Annotated in this window: 11 protein-coding genes and 1 pseudogene; all 12 read right to left on the minus strand. The window is 37.3% G+C overall.

The features are described from left to right. Positions 1-175: 175 nt before the first annotated feature. Positions 176-772, minus strand: a complete 597-nt coding sequence (locus BLQ13_RS19595) for a DUF1919 domain-containing protein (RefSeq protein ID WP_476739424.1) — start codon at positions 770-772, stop codon at positions 176-178. Next, positions 687-1,070: a hypothetical protein gene (locus BLQ13_RS19600; protein WP_090923238.1), complete on the minus strand. Its 384-nt coding sequence runs from the start codon at positions 1,068-1,070 to the stop codon at positions 687-689. The genes BLQ13_RS19595 and BLQ13_RS19600 overlap by 86 nt, the downstream gene beginning before the upstream one ends. Before the next feature lie 80 nt (positions 1,071-1,150). Next, complete coding sequence (locus BLQ13_RS19605; protein ID WP_090923240.1) at positions 1,151-2,272, minus strand: glycosyltransferase; 1,122 nt, start codon at positions 2,270-2,272, stop codon at positions 1,151-1,153. 3 nt (positions 2,273-2,275) lie between these two features. Continuing rightward, the gene (locus tag BLQ13_RS19610) at positions 2,276-3,658 is read right to left on the minus strand and encodes a CDP-glycerol glycerophosphotransferase family protein (RefSeq protein ID WP_090923242.1); all 1,383 of its coding nucleotides are present in this window, start codon (positions 3,656-3,658) and stop codon (positions 2,276-2,278) included. A gap of 45 nt (positions 3,659-3,703) precedes the next feature. Then, a complete protein-coding gene (locus tag BLQ13_RS19615) occupies positions 3,704-5,062 on the minus strand; it encodes a glycosyltransferase family 2 protein (protein ID WP_090923244.1) in 1,359 nt (452 codons plus the stop codon). Between the two features lie 76 nt (positions 5,063-5,138). Beyond that, positions 5,139-6,479 carry a glycosyltransferase family 2 protein gene (locus tag BLQ13_RS19620; protein WP_090923246.1) on the minus strand — a complete coding sequence of 447 codons (1,341 nt, stop codon included), beginning with the start codon at positions 6,477-6,479 and terminating at the stop codon, positions 5,139-5,141. Between the two features lie 23 nt (positions 6,480-6,502). Next, entirely contained in the window at positions 6,503-7,861 is a 1,359-nt protein-coding gene (locus BLQ13_RS19625) for a glycosyltransferase family 2 protein (RefSeq protein WP_090923247.1), read from the minus strand. 58 nt (positions 7,862-7,919) lie between these two features. Beyond that, complete coding sequence (locus BLQ13_RS19630) at positions 7,920-8,885, minus strand: Gfo/Idh/MocA family protein (protein ID WP_420848951.1); 966 nt, start codon at positions 8,883-8,885, stop codon at positions 7,920-7,922. After that, positions 8,886-9,257: pseudogene (locus tag BLQ13_RS29200) on the minus strand (adenylyltransferase/cytidyltransferase family protein); the annotation flags it as partial. It lies immediately after the preceding gene. Then, positions 9,254-10,039 carry an adenylyltransferase/cytidyltransferase family protein gene (locus BLQ13_RS19635; protein ID WP_244159387.1) on the minus strand — a complete coding sequence of 262 codons (786 nt, stop codon included), beginning with the start codon at positions 10,037-10,039 and terminating at the stop codon, positions 9,254-9,256. The gene BLQ13_RS19635 and the pseudogene BLQ13_RS29200, both read right to left, overlap by 4 nt. Before the next feature lie 47 nt (positions 10,040-10,086). Beyond that, on the minus strand, positions 10,087-11,238 hold the full coding sequence (locus tag BLQ13_RS19640; protein ID WP_090923251.1) for a LicD family protein: 1,152 nt from the start codon (positions 11,236-11,238) through the stop codon (positions 10,087-10,089). Beyond that, positions 11,222-12,787 (minus strand): hypothetical protein, encoded by a 1,566-nt coding sequence (locus tag BLQ13_RS19645; RefSeq protein ID WP_090923257.1) that lies wholly within the window; start codon positions 12,785-12,787, stop codon positions 11,222-11,224. Before BLQ13_RS19645 ends, BLQ13_RS19640 begins: the two co-directional genes overlap by 17 nt. Positions 12,788-12,824: the final 37 nt, after the last annotated feature.

The following is a 12,824-nucleotide window of genomic DNA, read 5'->3' on the forward strand; positions in this document are numbered from 1 at the left end:
GGTTGCTCCCTCAATATAACACACCAATACACAATGGCTACACTTACCCATGAATAGTTCTTGATTTCAATTCCATCTGGTAGCAAATTTGTGGAGAACCGCATGAAGAAGGCTGCCGACACTTTCTCGACAGCCTTGTGAACAGAATTTTCTCTTTAGTCTAGAAGAGATACTCTCAAATTCTTTTCTCATTTTTATTTCCTAACAATAATTCTAAAGGATCGTAAAATTTATAATTCCCTGTCGCTAAACCATTTACAACTTTCCAGAAAGGAACTTCTTTTAGTTCATCCATGTTTTTATAATGGATGGTTAATAAAGATTCCTTAGATGTTTCAAAAGGAACAAAACAAACCTTATTTTTGTAAGGTAACTCCACAAATTGATCTGCGATATTCGCATTCTCTGTATGCATCATAATAAATAAATTATCCCAGTTAATTTTTTTCCTACGCCTATTCCATTTTTCAATAGCATCTTCAAGTGACGTATCGTGATTAAATTGTAAACGCACATCGTTTAAATAACATACGGGGTATTCTGCCTTCAAAAGATCTGAATACACAAATTTGTCTAACTCCAATTCGTAATTTAGATATCTTTGGGGATCACTTAATATTTTCAAATAATCTGTCTCACTCTGGAACATATTTATAAAGGGTGAATGACTCTCCATCCCTAATCGATTATAGGTTAAGCCCCCCCCAACAATTGTTCGAAAAAATGCTGATTTTAGATTTTTGTATATGCATATATTTATCGATATTGAAATTAGGTAACGAGAAAATTTTAATGTTTACAACATTCTCATGATCCATCCCAAGTGATACAGCTTCCTTCTGAATCTCTAAAAAAAACTTCCGACTAGCTACAATAAGTAGATCAAACTCAATGTTTCTTAAATCTTGTTTCGATATGAAAGGAATTTGATCCACCTTTTGATAAATTGCTTGATTTGAAGTAACACCAACAATTTCAATATCTCCAATTAACTCCTGATATTTAATTAAATTGATATGTGTATCATAATCGATCCCAGTTCCCCAAATTATACATCTATATTTTGACAAGGCAATTCTCCTCGAGTCATATTATCATTCTGTGTAGTTTCAATCGACAAAGCACACACACTTCTCACTATTCTCTAAATTCAAACTTGACCAGAATAGATTTTTTCAAGCTCATGAATTTGATTTGTGAGTGAGTAGCCTGCATTGGCTACAATGTCTTTACAATCCACCCGATTATAACCTTCAGATAATTCAATGATAGCGTCATTCCAAATTTCAACATCCAATGGTAAATATTGAATATGATCTGTGATTTTCGCTTCTTCCGGCATAATATCACTCACTAGACACTTCAGTCCTGAAGTTTGTGCTTCTACTAATACAAGATCCAGACCACCAAACCTTGATGGCAAACAGAAAGTATCCATGGCCTGCATCAGTTTAGGAACCTCGATATCTGATTGACGTCCAAGAAATAGAACTCTGTCTTGCAGTCCAAGAGCGGACACAGTACTTTGTATAGACTCAAGCCCTTCTCCTTCTCCAATTAACATTAACTTCGCGTTAGATATTTCTTTGCTGACTTTTGCGAAAATCTCAATTAACATTTCATGATTTTTCTGATAAGCAAATCTTCCAACGTGTCCAATTACAAAAGAATCCTTTAAGCCGAGTCTTTCTCTATATTCTTCCCTGACTCCTGGATTATATGAAAATTTATCTATATTAATTGCATTTTTAAGTATACGAATGTTCTCTTTGGGGATTTGTGGGCCGTAGAGCCAATCGGCAGCTGACTTCGCACAGGCCAGGAAATGAGTAGCATGATAGGGCATAAACATTTTTTTCTGTTGCTCATGTAGATCAATAGCCTGCTGTCTGAGTTCTGGATCATCGATACCAACCATATTGTTATGTGCATGCACAATAATAATGGGGATTCTCATTTCAATTGCAATCTCTTCTACCAGAAAATTTTTCCAATGTCCTGTGTGCAAATGTATCGCATCATAACCCTCAGATAAAATATCTCTTAACTCTGTTATAAATTGCTCTCGATTCTCTTCTGCATAACAAGATACGTAGTGCACCTTACAGCCATCTTTCGTCAGTTCATCTTCAAAATCAATGGATTTGCTAAAAGTTACAAAATCAAATTGAAATCTGGTTTTATCAATGTAATCCCAGTTTCTCATTGAATAATGAGTGATTCCAGCTCTGGTTTTCGCAATTGGCAACTGTAGCACTTTTATTTTTTTCATTTTTTAATAGTTCCCCCGTACATTTGTGTCCTCAAGCTCTAACAACTCACGTGCAAGAGCAAGTACTCGTTGTGATGAATTACCGTCAGCATACTTATGCGTTATGCGCTTCAGACGCTCTCTGTCTTTCTTAAACTTATCTTCACCATACAACGAATCAATCACTGCCTGCTCAAACTGACTGTACTCTAAGGCTATCTCTCCAGGCATCCAGGCATCGTAAGGCTCCATCATTAAGCCTCTTGTTTGACTATAATCCTCAAGGTCTAACGGAGTCAGGATGATAGGTTTATCTGTGAGCAGAAAATCTATTATAATTGATGAATAATCTGAGATCAGACCATCCACACCATTTAGGATTTCGTAGAGATCCATGTCGTTCATATGCAGCATTTCGTCTGTAATTTCTTTGATATGATCTGAATCATCAAACATAGGCCGAGTAAGCTGAACAGTATGCTTTTTATATAGAAAAAGGATATCATTTTTACTTAAGAAATCATTAAATGTCTTCTCGTTATATCCGTCCATATCACTAATTAGAGCTGCATTATTACCATTACTGGTTAAAAATGAATCTCTATGTGTGGGAGCATAAAATAGAATTTTACGTTGTTTTATAGGTCCCATTAACTTTTCTAATGTTCTTTTTCCATCTGATTTAAAAATCATATCATTGCGTGGATAACCCGTAATAACGAACTTTTCAAAATCGAGCTTCAAACAGTATCCCACGAAAATACTATATAAATGGGACATGGAACAAATCGCAGACTTTTCTTGAAAAATTTCATTCCTGCTATCAGACAAGTTTCTATCATTTTCTTCTTTATTCATGTAAAAAATGGTTTTTATTGTGAACCCATGCCATAACTCTATTGATTTTTTATTACCACACCGTTCACCGCTATGTGTGATGATAAGGCTACTTGAAAGATAATGGTAATAATATTCCTTGTCTCTCTTCGAATCTTTTACAAGCACTACTTCAATATCATCATATGGATTACTACTTAGTGCATTCGAAACAGCCCCTGCATTGTAATGACCGATAACACAGATTTTGTTAGGCTTCTCCCTTATCGTCCCATATTCACTCAAATCTACTCGTGTCAGATCAGCAGTTCCGTACTTATTTGGAATATAAAACTCCTTGATCCCCATCGCGTAAAGCTGCTGTGCAATTTCAAGATGAGAATTACTGGCTATTATTACATTCAGACCTTTTTCGATAATTTCACCAGGTTGGATAATAGGTAAATCAAAAAGTTTTGTTCCATGCTTTTTGGAATTGCTGTCGGCAAAGCAATTAATATCGTATTTATCTTTTAACAGTGTATAATAGGATTTCCCAAGTAATCCCGCACCAAAAATGATGAATTTCATATAATCACACTTTCTTGATTTGATAGTTTCAAGTGATTTTTATTATTATTCATCACTACTCACAATTAGTTCTGGAAAATATTTAGCACTTAAATCATTTATCACATCTTGAAAATAAAATACGTTGCATTCGGTTTCACGCAGCTTGAATTCTACATCTTTATTTCCATACATGAATATAATAGCTGTATCATCCTTCGTGAGCGAGTCAAAATCAGGTTTCACAAGGCGTATACCAAATAGATGGTCGTCTTGTTTTGCTTTTATATCCCATACCTCATTAGGAATAATACTACATTTGATAAAATCCTCTAGTGTACTTTTAGCCACAAAACCCGCACCATATGCGATCAAGCGACCTTTTGCTTTATGAATGACTGTGAGTGTATCTTTCTTTCCAGGAGAGTAACTCATCAGATAATTGCTGACCGCATAGAAAGCCACAGAAAATCCAACCTTTTCAACAAACTTCTCGTTTAATTTAGAAGGTAATAGATCGCTATCATTTACTGCCTTTACATATTGGTCAATATTGTATTTTTCATAACTCTTCAAATGGAGATTACGTCTTATTCGTCTTAATATTAACTCATATTTATTTAAGGAAATAATCTTACTATAAAAATCGATTTTTTCGGATGAGTCTATACAAGATCTCAACATATTTTGTGACAATTGACATCTAGTTTCGGCATATTGATAAATTGTTTTCATATCTGTCTGTGATGTTATGATTGAGTCCTTACGTACAATATAAGTATATAATGTTTTCCGTAAGTATATGATGGAACTCTCAGAAGCCAAAATTGGAAGCCATAATTGCTCTTCTTGAGTGTTGCTCAATTGAATTATAAAGTGATCTATCAACCGTAATTTGGTAATTAATGATGCTCTAAACAGAATTACTGCTACAGAAGTTGTAAGTTTCTTCATCAAATATTTGGTTAATAAATTTTGATCATGATTTGATACAAGAGTCATCTCTGAATTGTTTATATTGGGAGCAAATCCGGCATCCCATCGGTTCCTTACCTCATCACAAACCACGCAGTTTACATCAGGGAATTGATCCAATGCATTAACCATTGATGAGACGTATTCCTCATGTAATAAATCGTCACAATCAGGCATACAGACAAACTCACCCGTCACCAGTTTTAAACCATTCCTAACTGCCGCTGCCACTCCCTGATTCTCTTGATCAACAATTATAACTTGATAACCTCGGGATGTTAATTTTTCCGCATATCGACTAATCACATCTCTAGTTCCATCAGAACTGCCATCATTAATTAGGATAACCTCAATGTTATCCCACTTCTGGTTCACGACGGAATCAAGCATGTCAGAGATATACTTCACCTTGTTATAGCATGAAATGACCATACTTACTTTGGGCTGCATGAGTCTACTCCCTTCTCGAAAAACAACTCAAAATAGTAAGATCGTTATTAATATACGTGTGGAAATAAAGCGATAGTTAATTTACATTTAATTGAGCTTCCAAAAAACTTTCAATCAGTAGATCTTGATAATAAAATACGTTTGCGTCCGTTTTATGCAGAGTTTGTTCAACCTCTTTTTTATCATAAATAAATAGGATAATTGTATCTTTTTTGGTGAGTGACTCAAAAGTAGGTTTCATTAGAGGTATCTCATGGAAATGATCACCTGGACATGCCTTTGTATCCCATACTTCATCTGGAACTAAGTTCAACTTAATAAATATTGGTAATAATCTCTCTGCTATTCTACCAGCGCCATATGCTATCAGACGATTCTGCTTTCCTCGATTAAACAACACTTCTTTTCTTTTCTCAGGTGTATATTCGGTCAAATAATAGTTAACTGCGGAGGATACCATACCGAAACCGAACTCATCTACGATTTGTGTGGTTAACTTAAATGGTATGAGCCCTCCGCTATTCACAAGCTCGATATACTCTTCAATATTTTTAGGTTTGTGTTCATCTAATCCGTATTTATTTATTCGAGCCAAAATCATATGGTATTTAACTATACTAGATAATTTTAAGAATAAGTTTAGATTTTCTGCTGAACTAACATAATTCGTTAAAATATCCCGACTTAATTCATATCGATCTTCCGCATATTGATAAATGGCTTGTATGTCCTTTACCGAGGTTTCAATTGACATTTCACGCTCAACATAGGTGTATAGTTTCCTGTTAACATGAACAATAGTCGTCTCTGAAGTTAAGATTGGTAGCCAGATCTGCTGTTCTTGAGTCGTTTTTACATTAGTTATAAAATTTTGAGCAATCCCTAACTTGCTAAGAAGTGATGTACGCATCATCATTACACAAGCTGATTGAAAGAATGAAGCTAAGATAAATTTTTTTAATAATATATGTTGATCATTTTGGAGTAACGTAACTTCTGATCGTTCATTTTTCGAAGGAGACCATGATACTCGCCCATTTCCCACAACATCACAAACTACACAATTCGTATTCGGGAAAGATTTGAGTGCGCTGACCATGGCTGAGACATACTCCGTGTGTAATATATCGTCACAATCTGGAAAACAGACGAATTCACCAGAAATATGTTCTAAACCATTTTTAATTGCTGATGCTACTCCTTGATTTTCCTGATCCAGAATGACAACCGTATAACCGCGAGATTCTAGCTTTTCCGTATAATTACTCATTATTTCTCTAGTCCCATCGGAACTCCCATCATTAACCAAAACAACTTCTATATTATCCCATTCCTGTTTAATAACCGAATCTAGCATATCAGAGATATATTTGACTTTATTGTAACATGGAACAATCATACTTACCCTTGAATGCATTTTGTCCGCCCCTCTGATAATTTTCAATTCTGTTTAACTAATTGCTCTGAAAAGCGTTCGAGAACTAACTCATCGAGAACATCTTGAAAATAAACTACCTTTACGTTTGTTTGATCTAATCTACTTTCAACTTCTTTATTACTGTACATCAACATAATAATCGTATCTTGTTCCGTGAGCGAATCAAAATCCGGTTGTTTTAAAGGGACCTCATAGAACAGTTCACCCAGACCTGCTTTTATATCCCATATCTCATCCGGGATTAAATCATAACTCATGAAATCTGGTAATATACGCTTTGCAACTCTTCCAGCCCCGTATCCTACTAATCGGCCTTGATTGTTTCGAATAGAAGATAGAACATCCGTTCTTTCAGAAACGTAATTAATTAAATAATTACTAACAAAACGACTTACCACTTGGAAGCCGAAGTCTTCAATAATTTTTGTTGTTAATTTATAGGGTATAAGCCCACTGTCATTTACACTTTTAATAAAGCTCTCTAAAGATTGATTCAAGTACTGATTACCATTTGCTAGATTTTTGGCGCAACGATGTATGTTTATATCTCTTGAAATCAAAGCTGTATTCAATAATTTTTCTTTTCTTTCATAGTCAGCTATATCATCTGGTAAACGATCTATTGCAATTTTGCACAATTCATAATAATCATCATAGAACTGTTTCTGCGGTTCAAAAGTATCATAACGCGAGTGTCCTAAATCAGCTGCGTTAAAATGATAAAGAGGTAAAGGGAAATATTTATATTTTCCATTATTTATGGTGAGAGGTATTACATAACCTGGTTCATGCGAACCCTTCGTGTTCACGAAGTAATTTTCGATTATATTACATTTTCTTAAATATTCCATTCTCAATAAATATATCCATACAGTTGGACGAACATCTGTGAGAAGATATCGCTCAGTGTAGTAGGATTCCTCATCATTTATTTTGTTTAGATTTAAGGGTTCAAACTTTTTGTCTATACCGCTCCCGGTGTAGTGGACACCACCACAAATACAGTAATCATAGTCAGCATTTTCATCAAGCCAACCCGCCATCAAAGAAACGTATTTTGGATCAAGCTCATCGTCACTATCAACCATGCAGACATAATCGCCTGTTGCCAGACTTAGCCCTGCTTTCGCAGCAGCACATACTCCAGCATTTTTCTGATCCTCTATAACAACCTCGAATCCTCGCTCTCGGAACTTGAGCTCATACTCAGCAATTACATCACGTGTACCATCCGTTGACCCATCGTTTACCAGGATAAGCTCAATATTATCCCATTCCTGCGCTAGAATTGAATCGAACATTTCTCCTATATACTTCACTTTATTGTAACAAGGCATAATCATACTTACTTTACTCTGCATATGTTATTGACTCCTTTAAATATTTTTTTTGATTCAACACTAAGATTAATCAGGTTTCTTACCTCGTCACATGCAAAAACTTTTCCATAATGCTCGCCATCGTTATGGACTCCTCAGCAGTGAGTTTATAGTTACGTCTCGACATTTCACTTATATTACGAACAAAGTCAGCAAGTTCAAAACGCATCCCAAACCCGGGAAACGGTGCAGAGAAACTTTCATTATGCTCATAGTTCTCATAACAAACCTCAAATGTTTTTGTTAGCCACCAAGGTGATTTCACTTGAATGTAGCCTTTCGTACCAGAAACTAATAACTGCCCCTCACTTTTAACACCTATACCTGTCTTCACTGTAGCAATCGCATCATCAAAGCGGAAATACGCTTTTGTATAAATATCTACACCATTATGACCTTTAAAACAATCAAACCGCAGATCATTAAATTTGGTTCCCAACAACTTTAAAATCGGCAAAAGATTGTAGCTGGCCAGTTCCGTAAAGCTCCCCCCCACGGTGGGAATATACTCCCTAGCCCCAGGATCATTCGGTACAAGCTTTGTAAATGTTGCTTCAACGTCATAAATTTTCCCGATTCGTCCACTTTTAGCGATAGCCAAGAGATTCAAAAAGCTGGGAGCATATGCAGTCTTGATCGCTTCCATCAGAACAAGGCCTGTCCGTTGTGCCAGATCATACAACTCACGAGCTTCATTTTCCCTCAACACCATTGGTTTTTCACAAAGAACATGCTTGCCTGCCAGCAAAGCCTGACGTGTATATTCATAATGAGTTTCGTGTGGTGAAGCAATATAAACCCCATCCACTTCATTTAGAAAGTTCTCATAATGATCAAATGCTGTAGCCAGATCAAATCGCTGCGCAAAAACTTTCGCACTACTTAAACGAGGATTAAATACAGATGTAGCAGTAATACCACTTACAAACTTCACTTCAGACATTGTTCTCTCTGCGATACGGCCGCTACCCACAATGCCGAGTCGGATATTTCTATGTCTTTCGATACGAAGTTCTGTGCTAGAAACATCCTTCGTTCTTTCGAGATATATGACTTCACAATATTCATTTAAATAATCGAATGTGCCACGCCAATCTGAGCCGACAACAAAAGTATCAATGTTGAACTTTTGAACGTCCCCAATCTTCTGACTTTCATGATCCTCGACAATGATTTCATCGGCATAACCACAACTTCTCACATTGTCTATACGACGCATTAAAGAATCAACAACATTCATTTTCCCACGCTGGATATCATATTGTTCAGTCGTCACACCAACGATGAGATAGTCACCAAGAGCTTTGGCACGCTCAAGTAACCTGCGGTGACCTTCATGAAATAGATCAAAAGTTCCGTACGTTATCACTTTTTTCATACAATTCTCCCCGGCTCAATTCCTAATGAACGTAAACGTGATACAATCTGTGAATGATAAGTTGTAGAAGCGATCACAATGCGATCATATTGTTGTTCCATAGAACATACCTCCTCAGCTGTCAAACAACGTTGTCCCTCAAAACAATCCCCAGGCTTGGCATAAGTATCTGCAAAAGCAACAATTTCGCAGAAGTTCAGTTCAGACAATTGGCGGTAATATTGTTCACCAACTTTGCCAATACCGTAGATGATAATTCGCTCATTTTTATTTACCTTATCATAGGGGAATAGAAATTGGATTCCATCACCAATCTTTTTCGCTTTACCAGCATGATCCGCTCTGGGTGGGAGCGTAATCTCCTGCAAGTGGCTGCTAGATACTTTTTTAGTGTAAGGAAAGAAAACTAGATCAACACCTAACGTTCTAAGTTCCTCTTCATCAAAAGCCCAACCATCAGAGATATGATCATCACCGCTAAACATCGCATCGAATCCATACTTTTCTAATGCATTACGCTTATGAAGCAGTAATTCAGTTGTAACGTCAACCTCGTCCACATATTTAAGCGCTGCAATGATTTCCATTCGATCATGAAGTGGTATAGTCGGCCATTTATTTTTACTTCTGGATACCAACTCATCTGTAAGCACACCGACAATTAGCTTGTTACACCTTCTCTTCGCTTGGCGGATTAAGTTTAGATGCCCGATATGGAACATATCAAAGGAGCCGGAGATATACCCAACGTCCCAGTGTTTATTAGTCTCTGATGCTAGCAACTTTTAATCCTCCAATTCTAATGTTCATACATTAATGCTAAACTCTACTAGCAAGAACTATATTTTAAGCCATCAATGAAAACAAAGTATTCCTGTATCCGCATTTCCTCAAGTTGTTGGGCTATTTCTTGGTGATAGACACTCGCGATAATAAGCCGTGAATTCTCATCGAGTAATCCAGGAAGTTCGATTGGAGAATGTATTGGTACACCGTATGCGTAACTCCCCCATGCATCCTTCCTATTGTCAAATGCACAAACAACATTCAGATCTTCACTGTAACGTTCCATCCAAATTCGAAGACTATCGCCCGCGCCAAAAATAAAAACCTTCTTATCTTCGATACCATTCAACATGTCAGTATAACGACGAACATAATCTTTGTACGGACGTCCTAGATCTATAACAGTAGACTTCCCCATTTTAGAGGTGCGATCTTTCAAATCCGGCTCATATAATCCTCCAGGATAAGATGTAATCAAGGTTTCCTTGTAACCTACAGGTACAGGAATTTTCAAGTCCTCAAAATCCATTTCTACACTCTCAGAAAACCACTTTTTATCATAAACTCTTCTACCATATTCTCCACCGAGAACAGGCAGTGCGTAGTATAGCTGGTTAGAATATTTGGAGCAAAAACGCTCATAACGCTCTGCAAGAACATCATATTGACCTGAAATGCCTCCGGAACCATAACAAAAATATTCTTTTCCTTCAGAGATTTCAGCACCCTCACATTCATCAAGTGCAGCCGAAGCATACATTTGCTTTTGCATCTGAAGAACAGTATCCTGAACATCTCTGGCAACCCTACCATTTGGCATATCATCAAGTGGAAGGATGTCGATATAGGCTCCCATATGGCCACCACGTGTGTATCCATTAGGAAAGTTTACAAGGACAGCTGTATCACTTCGCCGCAGCCTTATGAAGTGAGAAGCAGCTGCTGGATCGTTTTGTGGTGTTTGTAGAAAATAAGGTTCACTAAACCAGTGCTGGGAAAGTCTTAAACGTTCATATTCTCTACGCGGCAGTGCAATATCAACATCGTCATCCCATGGAATAAATCCATCATGGCGTACCGCACCAAGTAGTGTGCCAAACATAGAAAACCAAGTTAAACCCTCACGTTTGGCAACTCGTGCAAACTCTTTAAGGATATCCAGTTCGATAACTTGTAAGTCATTTAGTTTGTTCACCAATTAATTCTCCCAGCGTGAATATAGGTATAGTTAATTTTTGTTCCAGTTCACTTTTTACTGTCTCACCTTCATAAAGGCTTACAATTAAAACATCACTTTTGCCGAGACTTTGATTATTCTCAAGACTTTCAACATTACAGAGACTTTGATCTAAAATCGTTTGCACGGCTAATCCGCTATCATCCAAGAGTTTTTTTAAAACGATCCCCCGGGCACCAAGCCCATAGATTGCTGGACGTTCCATCCCCATACTCTCTAATTTGGCTATAACAGGTAGGAATCTGTAATATCGGTGGATGATTTGAGATTGTTTCACAATACTCTTCTCGGTCTGCTCCGTCTCACGGTCAAGTTGAAGTGTCCCGTCACCAAATACTTCTGTATATGTCTGTAACTCAGCCTGTTCTGATAACCAATCAAACCGTTCTGTAATTCCGTAACGTGTTTTCAAAATTTCAAGCCAGGTATCCCTGCGTGGATCTGCACTAAACGCCGGAGAATAGTTGAGTGACAAAACTGCCCTTGTCAAGGCTACCTCAGGTACAACATCTTCCCAAAAGTATTCCTGATCAATAAAAAGCAGCTCATCATTGCGTTCGTCATAAAAACAATTTGCCGGAACTAGCTCCCAATAGCACTTTCCATTCTTTGCAGCCTTCATGATCGCTTCTTGAATACGATCAAACTGTGAGATCATCTCTTCCACATCAAAAACTCCGTCTGAGAGTTTTTTGGCCCAATAATCCCATAGTGTAGGCAAGTTCAAACGTGGCATGACCAATGTACCATTGACTAACTTCATCTGGATTGCATTTACACCCAGACTCAGCAGTTCTTCGTGGTTAAGCAAGGTTCTCTGTAAACTTGCTTTGCCCTTAGGGTGAAGAGCCGTCTTATACACTGTACCGTCATCACGAACCGTTGTAGCAAAACGTTTAGCAGGTTCACGGTAAATTGTGACTGCGGCATAATCCACTGTACAAGGAGGGGCCTCCTTGTGCACCCGAGCCTCAACAAAATATGCTCCACACATAAATTCAAATGCTCCACCTCGAATGACCTCTCGATAGAGTGGACGCTCATCAAATTGTAAAGATATATCTTGTCCTACATACGGAACGAATCGTTGATTCAAAAATTCATCTGGAAGGTAATTTTCTGAGTATACTTCCCGTGTAAAATAGTGGTCAGTTAATGGATAATACCACTTTTGGCCTTCAAAACCAGCCAGCTTCAAACGAGTTTGTAGCTCTGCCTTACTCGGGAGCGGATGATCTCCTCGCCCAAATAACGTATCGTAGGGCATTCCTGTATCTGCCGACCGTTTACCTGCCCAATACCGTAATGCAAAAGGATTCTCATATACCAGGAGGAGACGACCATCCGCACCCAATTTTTGTTTATAAGCTGCCAAAGCTTCCACTGATAAATCCGTTGGATCCATGACCATTTCATAGGTAATTCCTTCTTCAAAAGGATACCAACTGAAAACGGAATCTTTCCATGGAGAGTTTTCATAGTATTCTCTTAATTTGCTGCTTAACATAGAAAACACTACCTTTTAATTAATTTAATAATAGAGT

It is taken from the genome of Paenibacillus polysaccharolyticus, assembly GCF_900102085.1.
GTDB classification, from domain to species: domain Bacteria; phylum Bacillota; class Bacilli; order Paenibacillales; family Paenibacillaceae; genus Paenibacillus; species Paenibacillus polysaccharolyticus.

Excerpts from the sequence above, each read along its gene's own strand:
- BLQ13_RS19615 (WP_090923244.1), bottom strand. The coding sequence starts at position 5,062 with ATGCAGCCCAAAGTAAGTATGGTCATTTCATGCTATAACAAGGTGAAG.
- BLQ13_RS19610 (WP_090923242.1), bottom strand. The coding sequence starts at position 3,658 with ATGAAATTCATCATTTTTGGTGCGGGATTACTTGGGAAATCCTATTAT.
- BLQ13_RS19620 (WP_090923246.1), bottom strand. The coding sequence starts at position 6,479 with ATGCATTCAAGGGTAAGTATGATTGTTCCATGTTACAATAAAGTCAAA.
- BLQ13_RS19605 (WP_090923240.1), bottom strand. The coding sequence starts at position 2,272 with ATGAAAAAAATAAAAGTGCTACAGTTGCCAATTGCGAAAACCAGAGCT.
- BLQ13_RS19625 (WP_090923247.1), bottom strand. The coding sequence starts at position 7,861 with ATGCAGAGTAAAGTAAGTATGATTATGCCTTGTTACAATAAAGTGAAG.
- BLQ13_RS19645 (WP_090923257.1), bottom strand. The coding sequence starts at position 12,787 with ATGTTAAGCAGCAAATTAAGAGAATACTATGAAAACTCTCCATGGAAA.